Source organism: Paracoccus xiamenensis, assembly GCF_011308835.1.
Taxonomy (GTDB): domain Bacteria; phylum Pseudomonadota; class Alphaproteobacteria; order Rhodobacterales; family Rhodobacteraceae; genus Paracoccus; species Paracoccus xiamenensis.
The window spans coordinates 46,610-68,731 of the sequence record NZ_JAAOHY010000007.1 but is presented as its reverse complement, the minus strand read 5'-3'; the positions used below and the strand labels follow the sequence as shown (position 1 = coordinate 68,731).

The window sequence follows — 22,122 nt, the reverse complement described above, 5'->3', positions numbered from 1 at the left end:
GATGCTGCCAGAAGACCGCCTTGCCCAGATCACCCAGCGTTTCGAGTTTCTCGAAGCCAAGCTGAATGCCGGCCCGTCGCCGGATGAAATCGCCGCGATCAGCCGCGAATATGCCGATCTGCGCCCCATCGTGGCCCAGATCGCCGAATGGCGCGCCGCCCGCGATGGCTTGGCCGAGGCGCAGGCCATGCTGGCCGATCCCGACATGCGCGAACTGGCCGAGGAAGAGATCCAGCGCCTGAAAGCCGCGCTGCCCGATCTGGAACAGGCCCTGCGCATCGCACTTCTGCCCAAGGACGCCGCCGATGCCCGGCCGGCAATCATCGAAATCCGCCCCGGCACGGGGGGCGACGAGGCCTCGCTTTTCGCCGGCGACCTGCTGTCGATGTATCGCCGCTATGCCGAAGCGCAGGGGTGGCAGTTTCAGATGCTGGAACTGGCCGAGACCGAGCTGGGCGGGGTCAAGGAAGCCTCGGCCCGGATCGAAGGCGAGGGCGTTTTTGCCCGGCTGAAATACGAATCCGGCGTGCATCGCGTGCAACGCGTGCCCGAAACCGAATCGGGCGGGCGTATCCACACCTCGGCGGCGACCGTGGCGGTTCTGCCTGAGGCTGAGGAGGTCGATATCGACATCCCGGCAAACGACATCCGCATCGACACCTATCGGTCATCCGGCGCGGGCGGGCAGCACGTCAACACCACCGATTCGGCGGTGCGCATCACCCACCTGCCCACCGGCATCATCGTCACCAGCAGCGAGAAATCGCAGCACCAGAACCGCGCCAATGCCATGGCCGTGCTGCGCGCCCGGCTGTATGACATGGAACGCGAACGCGCCGACAGCGAACGCGCCGCCGACCGCAAAAGCCAGGTCGGCAGCGGCGACCGCAGCGAGCGCATCCGCACCTATAATTTCCCGCAGGGCCGGATGACCGACCACCGGATCAACCTGACGCTTTACGCGCTGGATCGGATCATCGCCGGCGACCTGACCGAGATCATTGACGCGCTGATCGCCCATGATCAGGCCGAGAAACTGGCGGCGCAGGAATGATCTGGCAGGACTGGCTGGCCGGGGCGTCGGCTCGACTGGCCGAGGCCGGGCTGGACGATCCCCGGCGCGAGGCCTGGGCGCTGATTTCCGGCCTGATCGGCAGCAATGCCCGCCACCGGATCGTGCTGGGCGCGCCCATGCCTGAGGACCAACGGGCTGCGTTGGACGAAATGCTGGCGGCACGTGCGGCGCGCCAGCCGCTTAGCCAGATCATCGGGCGGCGGGCCTTCTGGAAGCATGATTTCGCGGTGACCCGCGACACGCTGGACCCGCGCCCCGAGACCGAGGCGCTTGTCGAGGCGGCGCTGAAACTGCCGTGGAGCAGCGTCCTTGATCTGGGCACAGGAACCGGCGCAATCCTGATCTCGCTTCTGGCGGAACGGCCCGGGGCACAGGGCCTCGGGACCGATATGTCCGAACCCGCGCTGGCGGTCGCGCGCGACAACGCGGCGCAGATCGGCGTGGATGCGGCATTTAAACGCGCCGACTGGTTTCAGGGGGTGACCGGGACCTTCGACCTGATCGTCTCGAACCCGCCTTATATCGCGCTGTCGGAAATGCCTGACCTGTCCCCAGAGGTGCGGGACTGGGAGCCGCATTCGGCCCTGACTGATTTTGGTGACGGCCTGTCGGCTTACCGCGCCATTGCGGCGGGGGCGGTGGCGCATCTGGCGCCGGGCGGGCACGTGCTGGTAGAGATCGGCTGGCAGCAGGGCCGCGACGTGGCCGCTATTTTCTCGGCCGTCGGGGCCGAGGTCGCCGTGCTGCCCGATCTGGGTGGCCGTGATCGTGTGGTTCGGGCGCATTTCGGCGCAAATCCGGGTTGAAAAGACCGAAATCCGCCGAATCTGTGCCGGATGCCAAAGGATCTGAAATTTTTCCCTTGTATATGGCGATAAGCCGTGTTTATTCGAAACAAGTGCCGGGGACAGGGTCCACCGCATGAACCAGCCACGACATTGCCAGACCTTGGATGCGGGGAACCGCGCTGAACGGGGTTAGCGCAAATTGTTGGTGGCGGGATGTAATTCCAGACGACTGGATAAAGTCAGGCAAATGAGATCATCGAAATCCCGTTCGCGTTCGAAGTCGAACCGTCAGCGTTCGCTCGGCAATATTGTTAATCGCGTATTTGATTCCTCGGGGCCCGAAGGCAAGGTCCGCGGTACTCCGCAGCAGATCATAGAAAAATATCTGGCGCTGGCGCGCGATGCCCAGCTGTCGAACGACCGTGTCGCCGAACAGGCCTTTCTGCAGCACGCTGAACACTATACCCGCATGTTGGGCGAGGCGCAGCGCGAACAGGCTGAACGCCAGCAACAGCAGAACAACCACCAAGGTTTCAACAATCGCGGCGATGACGACCGGGACGAAGGCGACGATAACGGTCGCGACCAGCAGTCCCGCGACCAACGCGACGATCGCAACCAACGCCGCGATGACCGGCAGGATCGGGCAGAGCGTCAAGACCGCAACGAACGTCAGGACCGCGGCGAACGGCAGGACCGCGGCGACCGTGACGAGGCAGAGCCGCGCGAACAGCGTGACCGCCGCCGCGAACCGCGCCCTGATAATCGTCCCGACAATCGCGCCGAACCCGCTCCTGCGCCGGCACCCGCAGCGGCGCCTGCAGATGCCGAGGTCGCCGCAACCGGATTGCCCGACGCCATTGGCGACAATGACGGGCCGGTCGACACCCCGGAAAACCAGACGAAGCCCAAACGTGCCCCACGCGCACCGCGTGCCCCGCGCACCGAAGCCGCCCCTCGGGCCAGCACACCCCGTGCGCGCCGCCCCCGTGCGGAACCAGCAGCGGATGGAGCCGAGGGAAGCGCCCCGGCTGCCGAAAACGGCGGTCAGGGCTAAGGCCTGAACAAGCTGATGAAAGGGCCGCAACTGCGGCCCTTTTTCATTTTGGCGTGTCGGGTGCGCTTTCTGGGATCAGAATTGCGAAGCGTGGCGGGCGTCCAGCAGACGTGCAAGCAGGTTCGGGGACGCCGCCGCCGCTTGCGCAGCGGGTCCGCGCCGCAACCGTCAGGACGGGTTGGCCGCCAGCGTCCGGGCGAGGGCGCAGAACTGCTCTAGCCCGATTTCCTCGGCGCGGGCGGTGGGTGGGATGCCGACCTGTTCCAGCAGCGCCTCGATCTGCGGGTGCAGCCCTTTCAGAGAGCTGCGCAGCATCTTGCGCCGCTGATTGAAGGCGGCGGCGGTGATCCGCGACAGCACGGCCGGGTCGGCAGGATAGCGCGGCTCTGGCAGGGCGGTCAGGTGGACGACGGCGGAATGGATCTTTGGCGGCGGTACGAAGGCCTCGGGTGGAAGGCTCATCACCACCCGCGCATCCGTGCGCCACTGGGCCAGCAGCGCCAGCCGCCCATAGGCCTTGCTGCCGGGCTTGGCGACGATCCTTTCGGCGACTTCCTTCTGGAACATCAGCGTCAGAGACTGCCAGAAGGGCGGCCATTCCGGCGGGGTCAGCCAGCGCACCAGCAACTCGGTCCCGACATTATAGGGCAGGTTGGCGGCGATGCGGATCGGCGGCGTCAAATGGGCCAGCGGGTCAACCTGCAACGCGTCGCCGTGGATTACAGTCAGTCGGCCGGGATAGGCGTCGGCGATTTCCGCCAGTGCGGGAAGGGCGCGTTCGTCCTTTTCGATGGCGAGGACATGGCGCGCGCCCTCGGCCAGCAGGCCACGGGTCAGACCGCCGGGGCCGGGACCGATTTCCAGCACGTCGGTTCCGGTCAGATCGCCCGCCTGCCGGGCAATCTTGGCTGTCAGGTTCAGGTCCAGCAGGAAGTTCTGGCCCAGCTGCTTTTTCGCCCGCAGGTCGTGGGTGGCGATCACCTCGCGCAGGGGGGGCAGGCCGTCGATCGTGCTCATGTGGTGCCCCGCGCCTGTGCCATGTCCCAGGCCATGCGCAGCGCGGCGATGGCGCTGTCGGCATCGGCAATGCCGCGGCCCGCGATGTCAAAGGCGGTGCCATGGTCGGGCGAGGTGCGCACGAAGGGCAGCCCCAGCGTCACATTCACGCCACCGGCGAAATCCAGCGTCTTGATCGGGATCAGCGCCTGATCGTGATAGGCGCAGATGGCGGCGTCCCAGCGGCTGCGGGCCGGCGCGTGGAACATGGTATCGGCGGGGAGCGGACCGGAGATATCCAGCCCCTCGGTCCGCAGCCGGTCAAGAAGGGGGGCGATCCAGTCCAGTTCCTCGGTCCCCATGGCGCCGCCCTCGCCGGCATGGGGGTTCAGACCGGCCACCGCGAGGCGCGGCGTGGACAGCCCGAAATCGCGGAACATTGCGGCATGGGTGATGCGGATGGCGCTTTCCAATGCGGCGGGGCTCAGTGCTGAGGGGACGTCTGCCAGCGCGATATGGATGGTCGCGGGCACCACCCGGCAGGGCGGTTGCACAGTGGTCGAGGCCAGCATCATCGCCACATCCACCCCGCCCGCCAGATGGGCGAGGAATTCGGTATGGCCGGGAAAGGCGAAACCCGCGCCGTCCTTCAGCGCCTTCTTGTTGATCGGCAGGGTGCAGATGCCGGCGGCCTGCCCCGCCGTCGTCAGCGAGACGGCGCGTTCGATCACCTCGATCACGCCCTGCGCATTCGCAGGCTCGGCCTGGCCGGGTGTGGCGGGGGCGGCAAAGTCGTGGCGCAGCACCGGCAACATGCCGGTGGGCAAAGTCGAGAGGTCTGTCACCTCGGCCCATTCGGTGCCTGTCGGTAGGTGGCGCGGATCGCCGAGCCAGACGAAGGGAACGCCCGAGGCCAGCAGCTTCGGCGCCAGTTCCGGGCCGATGCCGGCCGGTTCGCCACAGGTGACGATGATCGGGCGCATTCCGTTACCGCCGGCGGATCACGGCATCAGCGCGCTGTTCTGCCAGGAACGCATCGGCGGCCTGGCCGATCTTGCGGTTGAAGATCTGGTCCCGCACGGCGGCCCGTTCGGGCAGGGCGTTGGCATCTGCCTCGGCCGTGGCGCCGTCGCTGTCGGTCGTGGCGGTGGGAACGGGGCCGCCATCCAGCCCGGTCAGCAGCGCGGGCGTGCGGTCGCACAGCATCACGACCTCGGCCGCATTGCCGCGATTAAAGACGGTCGCCTCGTTTTCATCCAGACTGGCCAGCAGCACGCCGATATCGCCCGGAATGGCGCCCTGGCTGGCGGTTTGCTGGCGGACCTGCGCGTCGGGCAGATCCTTGGCGAAGGTGTACAGATCGCCGCAGCTGCGGGCCTGCGCTGCGACGCTTTGCGCCTCGGGCAGGGTGGCATAGGTGACGGCCAGATAGTCCAGCATCTGTTCGGACGCACCGGGGCGCATCTGGCCCCTTGTGTCGCGCATATAGAACAGCACCACCGCGCCCGGCACGGTCAGCGGCGGCGTCATCTGGCCGGGCTTCAGCCCCAGCACGATCCCGCGCAGGCTGGGCGGCATGTTTTCCACCGTCATCCAGTCCAGCCGGCCACCACGCCCCGCGGTCGGCGTGGCGGAATAGCGGCGCGCGGCCTCGGCGAATGCGCCCTCGCTGCGGGCGGTGGCTGCGATGTTTTCGGCGCGTTCCATCGCCGCGCGTTCCTGGCCTTGCGGGGCCGGGATGATCAGTTCCGACAGCAGCACGCTGGTGACGATCGGGGTTTCGATAATGCGCTTCATCGCCTGATCCACCTCGGCATCGGAAACCGAAACGGCAGGCGCGATACGTTGGCGCACGACCTCGCGCCAGGCCACCCCGGCCTTGACGAAATCGCGGTAGGCCTGGCGGTCGACGCCGCTGCCTTCCAGCGCCTGAATGAACTGGCCCGTGGACATGCCGGCGCGGCCGGCAAATTCGGCCAGGCCTTCCTCCAGCCCGACATCGCTGACCTCGACGCCGATCTGGCGCGCGGCTTCCAGCCGCAGGCGGTCCTCGATCAGCAGCTTTTCGGCCATTGCCTCGCCCTGTTCGGGCGCGTTCAGCACAGCCATGAAGCGGGCGCGCTGCTGGATTTCATAGCGCGTCACGACAGAGTTGTTGACGTAGACGACTGGCGAAAAATCCTGTGCCTTCAGGGGCGCGAAGGCGATCCCGGAGAAGGCCGCGCAGAGTGCCGCGGAAAGAAGAAGCTGCCGCATGTTCCCATGCCCCCTTTTGAATTTTGCGCCAATCTAGCGCATGCAGGCGCGCCGCGCCACCGTGCCCTTGCCGCCTGTTTTCTGCCCGAAACCGCCCAGCCGGATCGACAGGTCGAAATCGGTTTCCGGGTCGACTTCCTCGGTATCGGTGAAGCGGCGCGAGGCCGCCATTTCGACCGCGATACATTCGTTCTGATAGGTCATCCCCAGCCCGACCTTCTGCGCCTGGCTTTCCTCGATGTCGTGGCGCGCATGGGCGGTGGCCCACCAGCCAGCGGCGACCTGCCAGCCGACTTCGGCGGTCAGTTCGGACAGGTCCTTGTCACGGTCCTCGAACTGGTCCGCCTTCATCCAAAGATAACCGAGGCTCAGTTGCAGGTCGGACCGCGCCCAGCCGATGCGCAACTCGTCGCGGGTGATCTGCATGTCGTCGTCCAGCAGCGCCCGGTTGGCGAGGCTGAGGCCCGAGACATCCGAATAGTGTCCCGCAATCAACCAGTCCGATCGGGTTCCGTCCAGCAGCATGGGGGTGTCGGTGGCCGAATCGTCGTCGTCGCGCCAGATCCTGCCTGCCGCCAGCGACATCTGCCAGCCTGCCGGATCGAAACGCGTCCAGGTCACGCCCAGATTGGCACGATACCCCATCTCGCGCGCGTCCCAGCCCGGATAGCGCGACAGCGCGAACAGGTTGCCCTCGTCGAATTCGACCTGACGGCTATCCTCGTTCGGGATGTCGACGTCATTGTCGTTGTATTTCGGCGACCAGACCAGCTGCGCCACCGGCTCTAGCACATAGGAGGCGCGGCCATCGCTGCCGGTCAGCGGATAGCGCAGCTCGGCCGAAAGCCAGGGCGTCGTCCGTGTCACCGAGCCGTAATAGCGGCTGTCGTCGCGGATGGTGTAGTAATCCGCCCCCATCCCTGTCGCCAGGGTGCCGACGATGCCGCCCGGCAGGATTTCCGTGCGCTGCCAATCGAAGGCCAAAGAGGCGCGCGCCATGTCGCGCCCGATCACATCCTCGTCAGAGGGGCGGCGATGTGCATGGGCCGACCATTCCAGCCCGGCCTCGCCGCCGCCCATGCGCCAGCGGCGGATCCACATCAGGTCGGCCACCTGTGCGGGCGAGGTCGAGTTGTCTTCGTCATCGCGCAGCGAGTGATAATTGCCGACGCGCGCCCAGACCAGCTTGTCCGAGGTCACCCGTTCCAGGGTCAGCCCGCTCCACAGCCGGTCGGCGTCGGTGATGTCGTAATCCAGCAAATAGCCGTCGTCGGATGCCACCTGTACCTGCAGGCCCAGCGTATAGCCGCGCGGCAATTCCCATGCGGCGGCGCCGAACAGATAGCCGCGGGTTTCGCCTTCGCGGATGTCGTCGCGGGTGATGGCACCGTTCCATTCGGTCGCGCCATTCGCGAAGGCCTGACGATAGCGCAGCATCAGCGTATGGGTGTAACTGCCCGAAATATAGGGCGTGACGGTCAGGTCGGCATGGTCGCCGAGCGTCTGGAAATAGGGCAGCATCACCCCGAAGCCCAGGCTGGAGGTGGTGCGGAAGCGCGGTGCCAGAAACCCAGACATGCGTTCGACCGAGGGGTCCGGCGCGGTGACCCGACCCGGCCAGGCGGCAACTGGCAGGCCGAAGGCGCGCAGCTGCGGGTGCTGGAAGATCAGCTGATTGGCCTCGTCGTCATGCACGATGCTGCGGGCGCGGATTTCCCACAGCGGTGTCGGATCCTCGGCGCAGATCTGGCAGGAGGACGCGACCACCTGGTTGAGCGTCGTATAGCGCCCGCCGCCGGTCATCGTGACCTCTCGCGCGGCCAGTTGCATCTCGCGCGCAAGGACCAGCCGGGCGCCGCGCAGCAGCCCCTCGCGCATGTCCTGCGACAGTTGCCCTTCATCGGCGAACGCGGTCATGTCGTCCTTGGTCCCGGCAAGGCCGGGGCGGGTCAGATGGATCGGCCCGGTGATGGTCATGTCGCCGGTCTGGCCGTCATAGCGGACCCGCTCGGCCACCAGACGCGCGCCCTGATACCACACCACCACCCCGCCCGAGGCGATCAGCGTGCGGTCGCTTTCCAGGGTGACATAATCGGCCAGCAGCGTCGCCGCGCCGCCCTCGTCCGGGACATCGGCACCGGCCACGGTGACGGTCTGCGGCTGGGTGCGGACCGATCCGGTCAGCCGGCTGAGTTCGGTGCCGTCGTTCAGGGGCGCGTTGCTGCCGGCGTTTTCGGTCGGTGCCAGCGCCGGGCCGTCGATATCCTGATAGGCTGGATCGGTTTCCCAGAACGGCCGGGTATCGGTGCCCTGCCCGATATCCTGCGCGAAGGCCGGCGCTGCCGCCAGGCAGAGCGATGCGAAAGTCAGGCGGCTCATCATCCGTCCTCAAGTTGCAGCAGAATGCCGACGGCGAACAGTATCCCCACTATGGGGGGTGCCCAGCCGGCGAGGGAAGGGGGGACGCCCGCATTGTCGCCCAGGACTTGCGCCATGTTGCGCAGGAAGAACAGTGCCAGACCGGCCGCAAAGGCCCCCAGTACCAGACCGCCGGTCTTGCGCCCGCGCATGTGGCGCATGGTAAAGACCGACGCGATCATCACCATCGCCGCCAGCGTCAGCGGCAGCGCCAGTTCCATCTGCATCCAGACCTGATGACGCAGGGCAGAAAAGCCCGCGCGCTTCAGCCCGGCGATATAGGCCGGCAATTCCCAGATCGGGATGGCCTGCGGGCTGCCGAAACCGTCGCGAATGCGGTCGGCAGTCAGTTCGGTCGGCAGTTGCAGCTGGTCCAGCTGATGCGCCTCGGCTTCGGGGTTGGGGGCGTCCAGCGTCCATTCCTTCACTTCGGTCAGGTGCCATTCCCCGCCTGACAGCGTGGCCTGCTGTGCCTCGATCCGGGTCTTGGGGCCGGTCTCTGGGTCGTAGATGATGAAGCTGGCATCATAAAGCGTGGTCGCGTCCGGGCTGGTCCGGGCGGCGCGGATCATCATCTGGCCACCATCATCGCCCATGCCCTGCCGCAGCCAGACCGCGTCCTCGCCCAGACTGACGGTCGAGGCCCCCGATTCGATGCGGGCGACTGCGGCCGAGTAATGTGTCTCGGTCGCGGCCACCATCGGGTTGAGAAGCGCCACCGCGGCAACACCGATCAGCGCCGCCATCACCGCAGGCGCCATCACCGTGCGCAGCCCCGACCGCCCCGAGGCGCGGATCGCCACCATTTCCGAGGATCGGGACAGGTTCAGAAACAGCATGATCCCGGCAAGCAGGCCGATCAGCGGCAGGATGTTATAGAAGCTTCCCGCCACCGACAGCGCCGACAGCCGGGCGGCACCACCGATGCTGATGCCATTGTCGGCAAAGCGGCGGATCTGTTCGACCATGTCGATCAGCAACAGGATGGCCAGAAAGACGCCTGCCAGCAACAGGAAGGCACGAAGATAGCGGATGGCGACATAGCGGGCGAGGATCATTGCGCGCCCCCATCCGTGCTGCGCACCGTGTCGCTCGGCGCTTTGTTCGAACCGCCGCGCAGGCGCGAAAGCAGTGGCCGATTGGGCGCGGCAGCGATTGCCAGCAGCGCGATGCAGATCGCCGCGCCGACCGCCGCGGGCAGGTATACCAGCGGCCACAGGGCCGGGTCGTCGCCAGCGCGGTTCGCGGCCCAGTTCGTCAGCAATTGCACGAAGATCAGCGCCACAACGGCCCAGCCGACCTGCCGCCAGACGCCAAAACGGGAAAATCCGCCGACCAGCAGCGTCGCAAAGCCCAGCATGGCCGCGACCGGGGACAGCAGGGGCTGGGCGATGCGGGAATGGGCCTCCAGCCGTGCGCGGGCGGGGGTGGCGCCGGTCGCATCCAGCAGCGCCTGATCCGGGGTCAGCAGTGCAGCAGTGGAATAGTCGCGCAGGTCACGGCCCCGCGCCGATGACGCGCCCATCAGCGCGCCCAGATCATAGGTCATGTCGGCGAAGCGGGTGACCGACAGACGCGGCGCGCCCTCGGTCTGCCGCAGCGACTGGATCACCCCGTTGACCATGACCAGCTTTGGCCCGGTATCGGATTTGACCAGCAGCGCGCGCTCGGCGCTGTAGCTGCTGACATCGGCGGGGTTGCGGGCGTCTTCCAGAAACATCCCGTCCAGCTCTCCCAGCGGGGTGATCTCGCGGATGAACAGGGTGATGCCGGGGGCGGGATATTGGAACACCCCGGCATTGAGGAACTGTGCAGTCACATTCTCGGCGATCTGCGCCTGCCGTTCGGCCAGCCGATCGCGCGCCATCGGCACCAACGCGTGAACCAGCGCCGCCACCATCAACGCAATGATGATCCCGAAAACCAGCACCGGGCGCGCCAGCCGCCAGGGCGACAGGCCGGCGGCCTGCATGGCCACAAGCTCGGATTCGCCCGACAGCCGATTGGTGCCGTAAGCCGTCGCCGCGAAGGCCGCCACCGGCAACACGATGGAAATCACCACCGGCAGGGTCAGCAGGGTGAATTCCAGCACCACCATGGCGGTCTGGCCATCGCCGATCAGGCGCTCGAACAGGGACACCGCGCGGTTGACCCAATAGACGGCCACCAGCACCAGGGCGAAGAAGCCGAAGAGGATCAGCATCGTCTTCAGGATATAACGGTCGATGCGCTTCATGTCCGGTCGCTTCCTCGGGGCTGACCCTGATTAACCGCTGATGCGGCTTGGGGAAAGCCCGCCTGCGCTTGGTCTGGTCAAGGCTCGCGGCGGGGGGTACGATCTTGCCCGACGCAAGCAGGAGTTCTGGCATGACCCATCCGGTCGAGATCCGTTTCATCGACACAGCAACCGAAGGCCTGACCAAGCGCGAAGGCCGTATCGCGCTGATCCTTGACGATGCAGCCAAGCTGCCTTCGAAGCTTCCCAAGGCTGTGCGCGAAGGGCTGGGCCGGGCGATCGGATCACAAGATTTTCAGAAGCTTAAGCCGGGGCAGGCGCTGACGCTTGCCTGGCCGGGGGGCTGGGCTGCCGAATCACTGCTGTTGGTCAAGCTGCCGCGCAAGGCCTCGATTACGCAGGCCCGCAAAGCCGGCGCCACCATCGGCGCGGCCCTTGGCAAGGGCGAGACGCTGGTGCTGGCCGGCAATCACCCGATGGCGGCCGAGGTGGCGCTGGGGCTGGCGCTGCGCGGCTATGATTTTTCGGTCTACAAGACCCGCAAGGATGGCGACGACGGCGCCGAGGGCGGCGGCGACGTGCCCCCGCAATCGCTGGCAGGCAGCCGCGACGACGCGGTGCTGGGCGATGCCGCCGGCGGCAAGGGCAAGCGCGGCAAGGACAAACCCGCCGAGCCCGTCGATCCGGCCAAGGCTCGCGTGACCTTCATGGCCGCCAAGCCCGAGGAACTGGCCCGCGCCGCCGCCGATCAGGCCGCCGTGGCCGAGGGCGTGTTCTTCACCCGCGATCTGGTGAACGAACCCGCCAACGTCCTGACCACCAGCGATTTCGCCGACCGCCTGAAGGCGATGGAGGCGTTGGGGCTGGAGGTCGAGGTGCTGGAGGAAGACGAGCTTGCCAAGCTGGGCATGCGCGCGCTGCTGGGCGTCGGGCAGGGGTCCGAATCGCCGTCGAAAGTGGTGGTGATGCGCTGGAACGGCGGCAAGAAGAAGGACGCACCGCTGGCGCTTGTCGGCAAGGGCGTGGTCTTCGACACCGGCGGGATCTCCATCAAGCCGGCGGCTGGGATGGAGGAGATGACCATGGACATGGGCGGCGCGGGCGTGGTTGCCGGCGTCATGCGTACGCTGGCACTGCGGCGCGCCAAGGCCAATGTCGTCGGTCTGGTCGGTCTGGTCGAAAACATGCCGGACGGGCGCGCGCAGCGGCCGGGCGACATCGTTAAATCCATGAAGGGCGACACGATCGAGGTCATCAATACCGATGCCGAGGGCCGCTTGGTGCTGGCAGATGTGCTTTGGTACGCGCAGGAACGCTTCAAGCCCTCGGCCGTGGTCGATCTGGCGACGCTGACCGGGGCGGTCATCATCGCGCTCGGCCATGAAAATGCCGGAATCTTTTCGAATGACGACAGGCTGGCGGACCGGGTGCTGAAAGCCGCCGGGGCCGAAGGCGAGGGCGCGTGGCGTCTGCCTCTGTCGCCCGAATATGACGGGCTGATCGACAGCCGGCTGGCGGATGTGAAGAATACCGGCGGGCGTCCCGCCGGCTCGATCACGGCGGCGCAGTTCCTGCAGCGCTTCATCCGCGAGGGTCAGCCGTGGGTCCATATCGACATCGCCGGTGTGGCGCTGCCGCCCGGCGCGACCGATCTGGCCCCGAAGGGCGCCACCGGCTGGGGGGTGATGACCCTGAACCGGATGATCCGCGACAATTACGAAGGCTGATCGCGGGCGATGGGCAATGCGCTGTTCTATCACCTGACGCGTTCCAATGCGGAAACGCTTGTCCCGCAATTGCTGGGCAAGGCGTTGTCTGCGGGCTGGCGGGTGGAATTGCGCGGCGCGACTGCCACCCGGATGGAGGCGCTGGATGCCGGTCTTTGGCAGGCCGAGGGGTTCTTGCCCCACGGCCTTGCCGGTGGTCCCCATGACGCGCGCCAGCCGGTACTTTTGCGTGCGGCGGATGCGCCGCCCGCAGCCAATACGCCCGATTGCCTGATGGCGCTGGATGGCACCGAGGTCGCCCCCGAGGAGGCGCAGGCGCTGTCCCGCGTCTGCATCATCTTCGACGGCAATGATTCCATGGCCGTCGACCGCGCGCGGGACCAGTGGCGCGCGCTGACCGGCGGCGGCGTCCCGGCAGAATACTGGTCCGAGGCCGGGGGACGCTGGGAGAAGAAGCGCTGAGACGTGGGCGCGAGGTGCCTGCCACCATGCCGGATGCAGTCCCACCATCCTGTCGTGGGTAGCCTTCGCGGCAAGGGGGCGCATCTGATAGGGGGGCAGTGATGTCATATCAGTTTCGTGCAGCAAATGACGGCGACCGTGATCGCATCGCCAAGATCTGGCATTCCAGCGCAAGCCTGCCCGATGTCGGCCCGCCGACCATGCCCAGCTTCGACGATTTGCGTGCCCGCGTGGATGAGGAAATGGCGACCGGCTGGGTGGTGACCGTTGCCGAGGGCGATACCGGCCTTATAGCCTTCCTGGCGATAAAGCCCGAGCAGCGCTATCTGGACCAGCTATTCGTGTGCCCCCGCCATCTGGGGGCAGGGATCGGCACGGCGCTGATGAACTTTGCGAAGCGCGCGATGCCCGACGGTTTTACGCTGTACACAACGTCGCGCAATGCGCGAGCGCGGCATTTCTATGAACGTGAAGGGTTGGTTTGGGATCGTGACGGTGCACATCCTCGGGCGGGACACCCGATCAGCTTCTATCGCTGGGACGGTTGAAAGGGGCGGCGGCTAGCGTTCCAGCACCATCGTCTCGCCCTCGAACCCCACGCGGGTGAAGCGGCGCAGGTAGGACATGCCCAGAAGCGAGATGCCCAGATCGCCCTCGACCACATCGGCGCGGACATTCTCGTCGGTGATCTCGCCGATCTGGATCAGGTTGATGCGCACCGGCGCGGTCGACACGGTGCCATTCGCGGTCGAGGCTAAGCCGGTATAGGATAGCGCATCCAACTCCAGTCCGATGCGTTCGGCGTCGCTGCGGTTCAGCGCGATATCGGATGCGCCGGTGTCGACCATGAAATCGACCGGTTCCCCGTTCAGGTCCAGCGTGACGTAGAAATGGCCGTCATCGGCCATTGGCAGCTCGATCCGCGTGCCCTCGACGATCTGCTGCGGCGCGATATCGCTGCGCACGTCCTGCCACAGCCCATAGCCCGCGATCAGGCCCAGCACGATCAGACCCCAGGCGACCATCTGGCGCAGCGACTTGCCGAAATCGCGGCGCAATTCGGTGATCAGATAGCCGCCAAGCGCCACCAGCAGCAGCATCAGATAGGCGAAGCGCGGCCAGTCCTCCATCAGGAATACAGCCCCGTGCCGCGCAGCCCGTCGATGATGAACTGCACCGACAGTGCCGCCAGCAGCATTCCCAGCAGGCGCGTGACCACCATCGTTCCGGTGCGGCCAAGCGCGCGCGACAGCGGACCGGCCAGCATGAACAGCACCATGTTCAGCCCCAGCACCGACAGCATCACCAGATGAATGACTAAGGTGTGCACCGCGCTGGGTTCCTCGCCCACCAGCAGGATCATCGTGGTCAATGCGCCGGGGCCGGCCAGAAGCGGCGTTGCCAGCGGAAAGACCGATGGGTCGTGGTCGTCATTCGGGCTCTGACCCTCGCGCCGCTCGGTGCGGCGCTCGAACAGCATGTCGAGCGCGGTCAGGAACAACAATATCCCCCCGGCGATACGGAACGCGGGCAACGAGATGCCGATCGCGACAAGAATTTTGTCGCCGACCAGCCCGAACAGGGTCAGCAGGATCGCCGCGATGACGGTCGCACGCCAGCCGATGCGGCGGCGGCGGTTATCGCTCATCCCGTCGGTCAGCGCGATAAACAGCGGCGCCAGACCCGGCGGGTCAATGACCACGAACAGGGTCACAAAGGCGGTGATGACGGCAGAAAGCTCCATGCCGCCTTATGGCCCAGCCTGCACGCCCTGCCAAGCGGGACCATACGGCACGCAAACAGCGGCCGGGGACGGGTCCGCACCATCACGCCCTCGTGACATGCTTGCTGCGCTGCAACGAGGCTTTGCAAATGCGCGGCGAAGGGCCTAGACATGATGCGTCAATGGGCGATCCCGCCCGACGAGGATGGAATTATGCTGAACAATATCGGCCTTCCCGGCCTTCTGTTGATTGCGGTTGTGGTGCTGGTGCTGTTTGGGCGTGGCAAGGTCTCGTCCCTGATGGGCGAGGTCGGCAAGGGCATCAGCTCTTTCAAGAAGGGCGTCAAGGAAGGCAGCGAAGAGGTCAAGGATGCCGGTCAGGAACTGACCGACGAGACCAAGCGCGAAGATGCAAAACGTGATGCGGCCCTGCGCGATGTCACGCCGGAAGACCAGAACCGGGTCTGATCCCGGTCGGCCATAAGCCCAGGGGCGTCAGATGGATATCGGCTGGAGCGAGCTTCTGCTTATCGGGGTGGTTGCGCTGATCGTGATTGGTCCGCGCGACCTGCCGCACATGTTTCGCGCGCTTGGCCGGATCACCGGCAAGATGCGGACCATGGCGCGAGAGTTCTCCTCGGCAATGGAAGATGCGGCGCGTGATACCGGGCTGAACGATGCGGCCAATTCGCTGAACGAGATTCGCGACGTGACCTCGAAGCGGTCGCTGGGGATCGACGCGCTGGATCGGGCCGCCGACCGGTTCGAGAAATGGGATCCCAAGATCCCCTCGGCCCGCGCCCCGGCCAAGCCCGATCCGGGTGCCGCTGCCCCGGCCGCGCAGGACGGCGCGACACCGGCGTCGGCATCTGCCGAGGCCTCCGCAGTACCCCCTGCGGCAAGCCCGGCAGCTGCCCCCGAAACCACCGAACCAGCCGCCGGCCAGCGTCGTCTGCACGCCGTCCGGCGCAGCGAATCGAAGGACGCCTGACCGTTGGCTGCGAAGTCCCCGAACGATATCGATGAAAGCTCTGCCCCGCTGATCGAGCATCTGGCAGAGCTGCGGACCCGGCTGATCTGGTCGGTGCTGGCCTTCATTGTGGCCATGGTGATCTGCTATGCGGTGTGGAACCCGGTCTATAACTTCCTGACCCGCCCGATCTGTGCGGCGCTGGAAGGCCGCGGCCAGGAATGCGGGCTGATCCTGCTGAAGCTGCAGGAAGGCTTTTTCGTGGCCATCCAGATCAGCTTCTTCGGCGGCTTCATCCTGGCCTTTCCGGTCATTGCCTATCAGCTGTGGCGCTTCGTCGCGCCCGGTTTGTATCGCAGTGAAAAGCAGGCCTTTCTGCCGTTCCTGATTGCCTCACCCGTGATGTTCTTTATCGGCGCGTCCTTCGCCTATTACATCATCCTGCCGATGGCCTATGACTTCTTCCTGGGCTTCCAGCAGGGGCCGCTGACGCTGCCGGATGACCCGGATGTCGCGCCTGCTGCATCGACCGCGATGGCAGGGATCGTGTTTCAGGGGTCGGTCAGCGAATACCTGTCGCTGACGACGAAATTCATCCTTGCCTTCGGGCTGTCCTTCCAGCTGCCAGTGGCGCTGACGCTGCTGGGCAAGGCGGGGCTGGTGTCCTCGGAAGGTCTGGGCAGCATGCGCAAATACGCCATCGTGCTGATCCTGATCCTGTCGGCCGTCGTGACCCCGCCGGACGTCATCAGCCAGGTGGTGCTGTTCACTGTGGTATTCGGTCTTTACGAGATCTCGATCCAGCTTGTCCGCCGGATCGAACGCAAGCGCGACGAAGAACTGCGCGCCCAAGGCTTGCCGACCGGCGATGACTGACGCGACCCTGACCCGCATCGCCGAGGCGTTGGAGCGTCTGGCCCCCGCCCCCGCCCCCGCGCCCAGCTTTGCCGAGGCCGGGGCCTATATCTGGCACACCGATCCAGACCGGCTGGAACCCGTGGCCCAGGTCAACCGGGTCGAGCTGTCGCAGCTGGTCGGCATCGACCGCGCTCGCGACACCTTGCTGGCCAATACGCTGCAATTCGCGCGCGGCTATGCGGCGAATAACGCGCTGCTCTGGGGCGCGCGGGGGATGGGAAAATCCAGCCTCGTGAAGGCCGCCCATGCCGAGGCAGTGGCCCAAGGGCTGCCGCTGGTGCTGGTCGAAATCGCCCGCGAGGATCTGGACAGCGTCGGCCGGCTGCTCGCGCTGCTGGGACAAGCGGGTGACAAGCGCTTCGTGCTGTTTGCCGATGATCTGTCCTTCAGCCATGACGATACGCAGTATAAATCGCTCAAGGCGGTGCTGGATGGCGGGCTGGCCGGGCGGCCGGACAATGTGATACTATACGCGACCTCGAACCGGCGGCACCTGATGCCGCGCGATATGATCGACAATGAACGTTCGACCGCGATCCATCCGGGCGAAGCTGTCGAGGAAAAGGTCTCGCTGTCGGACCGTTTCGGGCTGTGGCTGGGCTTTCATCCCTGTGCGCAGGATGAATATCTGCAGATGATCCAAGGCTATTGCGATGCATACGGCCTGCAGATCGACCCGGAAGGACTGAGGGCCGAGGCGATCGAGTGGCAGGCGACGCGCGGCGCGCGTTCCGGCCGGGTGGCGTGGCAATTCTTCACCGATCTGGCGGGTCGTAACGGGCTGGCCCTGTAAATTCCGCGCTGATCTGTAAATCTGGCGCGCAGACAACAGTTTGCGCCAGCCCTGCGCTGTGGCATCATTGTAAAGATGAGCCAGAATCCGCACCTCTCCCCGTCCCGCGTCCCCGCCGGCACGCGTATCCGCGAACGCCGGCTGTCGCTGGGTCGGGCGCAGTCGGACGTGGCGCGGGCGGCGGGAATCTCGCCCGCCTATCTGAACCTCATCGAACATGACCGGCGTAACCTGACCGACGCGGTCCGCGCCCGTCTGGCGAAGGCGTTGGGGACGTCCGAGGCCGAACTGGAGGCCGGGCGCGAACAGGCGCTGTTGGCCGGGTTGCGGATTGCGGCGGCAGCCGGGGCTGCCACGGGCGCGGCGATCGAGGCGGACCGCATGGCCGAATTTGCCGCCCGCCTGCCGGGCTGGGCCGGGTTGGTGGTCGACCTGTCCCAGCGGGTCGAGGCGCAGGCCCGCCGTCTGGCCGACCTGTCCGACCGGATGACGCAGAACCCCTATTTGCTGGACACCCTGCACGAGGTGCTGTCGGCGACGACCTCGCTGCGGTCCACCGCCTCGATCCTTGTGCAGGAACCTGAGATGGCCAGTGATTGGCGGGCGCGGTTTCACGGCAACCTGGATCAGGACAGCAAACGGCTTTCGGTGACGGCGCAGGCGCTGGTGGCCTATCTGGACGGGTTCGAACAGGATGCCGGCCTGCTGACACCGCAGGAAGAATTCGAGGCGTGGGTGGCCGAGGGACGTCCGCAGGACGGCCCGGCATCGGACGCCGCGCGCGATCTGGCGCGGGGCTGGCTGGCCGAGGAAGCGGCCGATCGCAAGGCGCTGCCCGATGCGGCGCTGTCTGGTGCCGAAGGGGCGGACCCCTCGCGGCTGGCGGATGATCTGGGCCTGCCGCTGGATCTGGTCCTGCGCCGCCTTGGCCTGACCGAACCGCAATCGGGGCTGATGGTCTGCGACGGGGCGGGCGGTGTGCTGTTTCGCCGGCCGGCGCGCGGCATGGCTCCGGCGCGTCCCGGCGATCCCTGCGCGATGCTGCCGATCTTCGAAGCCTTGGGTCAGCCCGGCACCCCGGTCGTCCGCCTGATCGAAACCGAATCGGGCCTGCGCCTTCGGGCCATCGCGCTGGCGACGCGCCGCCCGGCGCAGGGCCTTGGCGGTCCGGTTCTAGGGCGGGCGGTCATGCTTCTGCGGCCGGTTGCGGAAGGTGGCGCGGATCCAGCGGTGGCGGTGGGGCCGACCTGTCGGGTCTGTCCGCGCCCGGTTTGTCCGGGGCGGCGGGTGGCCTCGATCCTGCATGCGCCGGCCGCGGTGGAGCGTCAGCTTTGACAAGCGGGGGGTGCCTCTCGTATCCCTGCAAAAGGGGAAGGGGGGGCATGGTGTCAGGCACGGACATCCTGTTGATCGAGGACGAGCCGAACATCGCCGAGGCGGTGCGCTTTATCCTGACCCGTGACGGCTGGCGTTTGGACCATTGGTCCGAAGGCGGCCAGGCCCTTGCCCGCATTACTCAATTGCGCCCCCGGTTGGTGATTCTGGATGTGATGCTGCCCGCGCAATCCGGGCTGGAGGTGTTGGCCGCATTGCGCGCCCATCCCGATATCGCCGCGACCCCGGTGCTGATGCTGACAGCGCGCGGATCCACCGGGCGCGGCGCCATTACTGCTGAGGGCGCCGACCGGGTGATGGCCAAGCCGTTCGACAATGACGATCTGCGCCGGGCGGTGTCGGAAATGCTGGGACAGCCGGCATGAGCCAACCATGAGCTTGCCGCCCGATCAGCCGATTTTTCTGGAGCGCGCCGCCTATCGCCGCCGCCGATTGATGGATGCCGCGCGCCTGCTGCCGCTGGTGACGCTGGCCGCCCTGCTGTTGCCGGTCTGGCTGATGCCGGCCGAGATGTCGGGGGCGGGGGGAATGATCTGGCTGTTCGGGCTGTGGCTGGTGGTCATCGCGACCTCGGCGCTGCTGCATTGGCGGCTGGGGCGCGGGCCGCGCGCCGGGGACCCGCCGGATGCATTTTGACGCGCTAGCCGTCGCGGCGCTGATCTATGTCGGGCTGCTGTTCGTCGTTGCCTGGGCCGCCGATCGCGCCGCCCTGCGTGGGCGGACAAGGTGGAGTGAGCGGCCCATCGTCTATACGCTGTCGCTGTCGGTCTATTGCTCGGCCTGGACCTTTTACGGTGCGGTTGGTTATGCCAGCCGCTCGGGTCTGGAATTCGCCACCATCTACCTGGGACCGACCGTGGTGCTGGTGGGCAGCTGGTGGGGGCTGCGGCGATTGGTTCGGGTGGCCAAGATTCACCGCGTCACCTCGGTCGCCGACCTGATTTCTGCCCGCTTTGGCAAGTCGAATACGCTTGCGGCGCTGATTACGCTGATCTCGCTGATCGCGGCCACGCCCTATCTGGCGCTGCAGTTAGAGTCGATCAGCCTGTCCTTCGCCGCCTTTGGTCAGGGCGACGTCTTGCCGGGCCCGCTGGAGCTGTGGGTGGCCGGCGGGCTGGCCGTTTTCGCCATCCTGTTCGGCACCCGCAATCTGGCCGCCGACGAACGTCACCACGGCGTCGTCATGGCCATCGCCGTCGAGGCGATGGTGAAGCTGGTCGCCTTCGTGGCGCTGGGGGTTTGGGTGATCTGGGGCCTTGCAGACGGGCCCGCCGACGTGATCGCCCGCATTGCTGCCCGCGCGAACGATCCCGACGCCGCCGGCTGGTCCTTGCGCGCTGACCGCTGGACGGCGTTGATTGCGGTTTCCGCGGCGGCAGTCGTCACCCTGCCGCGCATGTTTCAGGTGCTGGTGGTCGAGCCCGCCGACGAAACCCCGCTCAGCTCTGCCGCCTGGGCTTTTCCGGCCTATCTGATGGCGATGACGCTGTTTGTGCTGCCCATCGCCGTGATCGGGCGCGAGATGCTGCCGGCGGATGCCCCGCCCGATCTATATGTCCTGCATTTGCCCTTGTCGCAGGGCGCGGAAGGGCTGGCATTGCTGGTGTTTCTTGGCGGGCTCAGCTCGGCCACGTCGATGGTCATCATCAGCGCGATTGCGCTGGCGACGATGATTTCGAACCACTGGCTGGCGCCGCTTTACCTGGCATGGCGGCGCAGCGAGGCGGGGGATATCGGCCCCGCCAGCCTGCGCCGGCCGCTGCTGGTATCGCGCCGGATCGCGATCCTTGCGGTGATCGGGGCGGGCGCGGTCTATCAGGCGGCCGACGGAAGCCAGGCGTTAGCGACGATGGGGACGGTGGCTTTCGTGGGGGTGGCCCAATTGCTGCCGGCAATGCTGGGCGGGCTGTGGTGGCGTGGGGCCACGCGGACCGGAGCTTATGGCGGCATCATCGCCGGATCGTTGATCTGGATGGGGCTGGTCTTTGTGCCCTCGCTGGGGTTGGTCCCCGAACGCGACTGGGGCAGCGTGGATCCGCTGGCGGCGGCTGTCCTGATCTCGCTAGGGGTGAATACGGGCCTGTTCATCATCCTGTCATTGGTGACGCTGCCCGACCCGCAAGAGCGGTTGCAGGGGCTTTCCTTTGTCCATGCCATCGCGCCCGACACCGCCGCCGTCACCGCGCCGCCCCGAACCGACGGCGCGATCCGGTCCGAGGCCCTGCTGACGCTGGCGCGCCGGATCTGGGGCGGTGACGAGGCGCTGCGTTTCTTTCACGCCGAGGCCGAACGGCAGGGCAAGTCCGGTTTCCTGCCCGATGTCAGCGCCGGTTTCCTGTCGCGGCTGGAGCGTCGCCTGGCGGGGTCGGTGGGCGCCGCCACCGCCCATGCCATGCTGGCGCAATTCGCCGGGCAGCGACCGACTTCGATGGCTGAATTGATGGCTGTTGCCGGCGAGGCGCAGCGCGCGCAAGAGCGTGCGCGCCAGTTGAAAGACGATTCCGACGAACTGGCCCGAACCGCCCGCAGCCTGCAAGAGGCCAATGACCGCCTGACCGCGCTGTCGGTCCAGAAGGACGCCTTTCTGGGCCAGATCAGCCATGAACTGCGCACGCCGATGACCTCTGTCCGCGCGTTTTCAGAGCTGCTGAAGCTGCCCGATCTGGGGGCAGAGGACCGGGCGCGCTTTGCCGGGATCATCCATGACGAGGCCTCGCGGCTGACCCGGCTGCTGGACGGCCTGCTGGATCTGTCGGTGCTGGAAAGCGGCCGGGCGCGGCTGTCGGTCGGCGTGGTCAATCTGCACGATCTGATCGCGCGCGCGATCGACGCCAGCTCGGCCCTGGGTGGTGCCGGGCTGATGATCGACCGCGATCTTCCAACCGAACACGTGATGGTGCTGACCGATGCCGACCGCTTGTTGCAGGTGCTGATCAACCTGATCGGCAATGCCCGCAAATATTGCGACGCCCGCCGGCCAGTCTTGACCATCCAAGTCCGCCGGCTGGCGACGATGACGCAGATCGACATCATGGATAACGGCTCTGGGATACCGGCTGACAAGCAGGATCTGGTGTTCGAAAAGTTCTCGCGGCTGAACGATCCAGCGCGCGCTGGCGGCGCGGGGCTTGGACTTGCCATCTCGCGTGAGGTGATGGCGGCGCTTGGCGGTACCATCACCTATCTGCCCGGCCACGGTGGTGCCGCATTCCGGTTGGAACTGCCCTTGCGGCCGCCGGGCTTGGGTTCGAAGGGCGGTGCGGCGTAAACGGAAAATCAACCTGTTCCGTGTCAGTCTGCGTCGAGGC

Annotated in this window: 22 protein-coding genes; 14 read left to right on the top strand and 8 right to left on the bottom strand. The window is 66.6% G+C overall.

Annotated features, from left to right (window positions below; translation table 11 throughout):
• Position 1 precedes the first annotated feature (1 nt).
• The 3 genes from prfA (at position 2) to G7044_RS14280 (ending at position 2,920) form a co-directional block, all read left to right on the top strand.
• Entirely contained in the window at positions 2 to 1,054 is a 1,053-nt protein-coding gene (gene prfA, locus G7044_RS14290; protein WP_166330043.1) for a peptide chain release factor 1, read from the top strand.
• A complete protein-coding gene (gene prmC, locus G7044_RS14285) occupies positions 1,051 to 1,881 on the top strand; it encodes a peptide chain release factor N(5)-glutamine methyltransferase (protein ID WP_166330041.1) in 831 nt (276 codons plus the stop codon). Before prfA ends, prmC begins: the two co-directional genes overlap by 4 nt.
• A 229-nt stretch (positions 1,882 to 2,110) precedes the next feature.
• Positions 2,111 to 2,920 (top strand): DUF4167 domain-containing protein, encoded by an 810-nt coding sequence (locus G7044_RS14280; protein ID WP_166330039.1) that lies wholly within the window; start codon positions 2,111 to 2,113, stop codon positions 2,918 to 2,920.
• A 168-nt stretch (positions 2,921 to 3,088) separates the two neighbouring features.
• Here G7044_RS14280 and rsmA read toward each other — a convergent pair whose 3' ends face one another.
• The 6 genes from rsmA to lptF are packed head-to-tail and all read right to left on the bottom strand — an operon-like array spanning position 3,089 to position 10,826.
• Positions 3,089 to 3,937: a 16S rRNA (adenine(1518)-N(6)/adenine(1519)-N(6))-dimethyltransferase RsmA gene (gene rsmA / locus G7044_RS14275; RefSeq protein ID WP_166330037.1), complete on the bottom strand. Its 849-nt coding sequence runs from the start codon at positions 3,935 to 3,937 to the stop codon at positions 3,089 to 3,091.
• Entirely contained in the window at positions 3,934 to 4,899 is a 966-nt protein-coding gene (gene pdxA / locus G7044_RS14270) for a 4-hydroxythreonine-4-phosphate dehydrogenase PdxA (RefSeq protein WP_166330035.1), read from the bottom strand. Before pdxA ends, rsmA begins: the two co-directional genes overlap by 4 nt.
• A gap of 4 nt (positions 4,900 to 4,903) precedes the next feature.
• Positions 4,904 to 6,172: a peptidylprolyl isomerase gene (locus G7044_RS14265; protein ID WP_166330033.1), complete on the bottom strand. Its 1,269-nt coding sequence runs from the start codon at positions 6,170 to 6,172 to the stop codon at positions 4,904 to 4,906.
• Between the two features lie 33 nt (positions 6,173 to 6,205).
• A complete protein-coding gene (locus tag G7044_RS14260; RefSeq protein WP_235931323.1) occupies positions 6,206 to 8,551 on the bottom strand; it encodes an LPS-assembly protein LptD in 2,346 nt (781 codons plus the stop codon).
• Positions 8,551 to 9,648 (bottom strand): LPS export ABC transporter permease LptG, encoded by a 1,098-nt coding sequence (gene lptG / locus G7044_RS14255; RefSeq protein ID WP_166330029.1) that lies wholly within the window; start codon positions 9,646 to 9,648, stop codon positions 8,551 to 8,553. Before lptG ends, G7044_RS14260 begins: the two co-directional genes overlap by 1 nt.
• The gene (gene lptF / locus G7044_RS14250; protein WP_166330026.1) at positions 9,645 to 10,826 is read right to left on the bottom strand and encodes an LPS export ABC transporter permease LptF; all 1,182 of its coding nucleotides are present in this window, start codon (positions 10,824 to 10,826) and stop codon (positions 9,645 to 9,647) included. Before lptF ends, lptG begins: the two co-directional genes overlap by 4 nt.
• Before the next feature lie 131 nt (positions 10,827 to 10,957).
• Between lptF and G7044_RS14245 the strand changes: the two genes are divergently transcribed.
• The 3 genes from G7044_RS14245 (at position 10,958) to G7044_RS14235 (ending at position 13,563) form a co-directional block, all read left to right on the top strand.
• Positions 10,958 to 12,553: a leucyl aminopeptidase gene (locus G7044_RS14245; protein WP_166330024.1), complete on the top strand. Its 1,596-nt coding sequence runs from the start codon at positions 10,958 to 10,960 to the stop codon at positions 12,551 to 12,553.
• A gap of 9 nt (positions 12,554 to 12,562) precedes the next feature.
• Positions 12,563 to 13,015 (top strand): DNA polymerase III subunit chi, encoded by a 453-nt coding sequence (locus G7044_RS14240; protein WP_166330022.1) that lies wholly within the window; start codon positions 12,563 to 12,565, stop codon positions 13,013 to 13,015.
• A gap of 101 nt (positions 13,016 to 13,116) precedes the next feature.
• Positions 13,117 to 13,563: a GNAT family N-acetyltransferase gene (locus tag G7044_RS14235; protein WP_166330020.1), complete on the top strand. Its 447-nt coding sequence runs from the start codon at positions 13,117 to 13,119 to the stop codon at positions 13,561 to 13,563.
• A gap of 12 nt (positions 13,564 to 13,575) precedes the next feature.
• Here the strand turns inward: G7044_RS14235 and G7044_RS14230 are convergent, their stop codons facing one another.
• A complete protein-coding gene (locus tag G7044_RS14230) occupies positions 13,576 to 14,145 on the bottom strand; it encodes a retropepsin-like aspartic protease family protein (protein WP_166330018.1) in 570 nt (189 codons plus the stop codon).
• Positions 14,145 to 14,759 carry a MarC family protein gene (locus tag G7044_RS14225; RefSeq protein ID WP_166330016.1) on the bottom strand — a complete coding sequence of 205 codons (615 nt, stop codon included), beginning with the start codon at positions 14,757 to 14,759 and terminating at the stop codon, positions 14,145 to 14,147. Before G7044_RS14225 ends, G7044_RS14230 begins: the two co-directional genes overlap by 1 nt.
• Before the next feature lie 192 nt (positions 14,760 to 14,951).
• Here G7044_RS14225 and G7044_RS14220 point away from each other — a divergent pair, with 192 nt between their 5' ends.
• The 8 genes from G7044_RS14220 (at position 14,952) to G7044_RS14185 (ending at position 22,082) form a co-directional block, all read left to right on the top strand.
• Entirely contained in the window at positions 14,952 to 15,206 is a 255-nt protein-coding gene (locus G7044_RS14220) for a twin-arginine translocase TatA/TatE family subunit (protein WP_166330204.1), read from the top strand.
• A 31-nt stretch (positions 15,207 to 15,237) separates the two neighbouring features.
• Entirely contained in the window at positions 15,238 to 15,729 is a 492-nt protein-coding gene (tatB, locus tag G7044_RS14215) for a Sec-independent protein translocase protein TatB (protein ID WP_166330014.1), read from the top strand.
• Positions 15,730 to 15,732: 3 nt separating this feature from the next.
• The gene (gene tatC, locus G7044_RS14210) at positions 15,733 to 16,584 is read left to right on the top strand and encodes a twin-arginine translocase subunit TatC (protein ID WP_166330012.1); all 852 of its coding nucleotides are present in this window, start codon (positions 15,733 to 15,735) and stop codon (positions 16,582 to 16,584) included.
• Complete coding sequence (locus tag G7044_RS14205; protein WP_166330010.1) at positions 16,577 to 17,419, top strand: ATP-binding protein; 843 nt, start codon at positions 16,577 to 16,579, stop codon at positions 17,417 to 17,419. The genes tatC and G7044_RS14205 overlap by 8 nt, the downstream gene beginning before the upstream one ends.
• 75 nt (positions 17,420 to 17,494) lie before the next feature.
• On the top strand, positions 17,495 to 18,754 hold the full coding sequence (locus G7044_RS14200) for a helix-turn-helix transcriptional regulator (RefSeq protein ID WP_166330008.1): 1,260 nt from the start codon (positions 17,495 to 17,497) through the stop codon (positions 18,752 to 18,754).
• Positions 18,755 to 18,801: 47 nt separating this feature from the next.
• Entirely contained in the window at positions 18,802 to 19,179 is a 378-nt protein-coding gene (locus G7044_RS14195) for a response regulator transcription factor (RefSeq protein ID WP_166330006.1), read from the top strand.
• Positions 19,180 to 19,186: 7 nt separating this feature from the next.
• A complete protein-coding gene (locus tag G7044_RS14190; protein WP_166330004.1) occupies positions 19,187 to 19,450 on the top strand; it encodes a hypothetical protein in 264 nt (87 codons plus the stop codon).
• Positions 19,440 to 22,082 carry an ATP-binding protein gene (locus tag G7044_RS14185; protein ID WP_166330002.1) on the top strand — a complete coding sequence of 881 codons (2,643 nt, stop codon included), beginning with the start codon at positions 19,440 to 19,442 and terminating at the stop codon, positions 22,080 to 22,082. The genes G7044_RS14190 and G7044_RS14185 overlap by 11 nt, the downstream gene beginning before the upstream one ends.
• Positions 22,083 to 22,122: the final 40 nt, after the last annotated feature.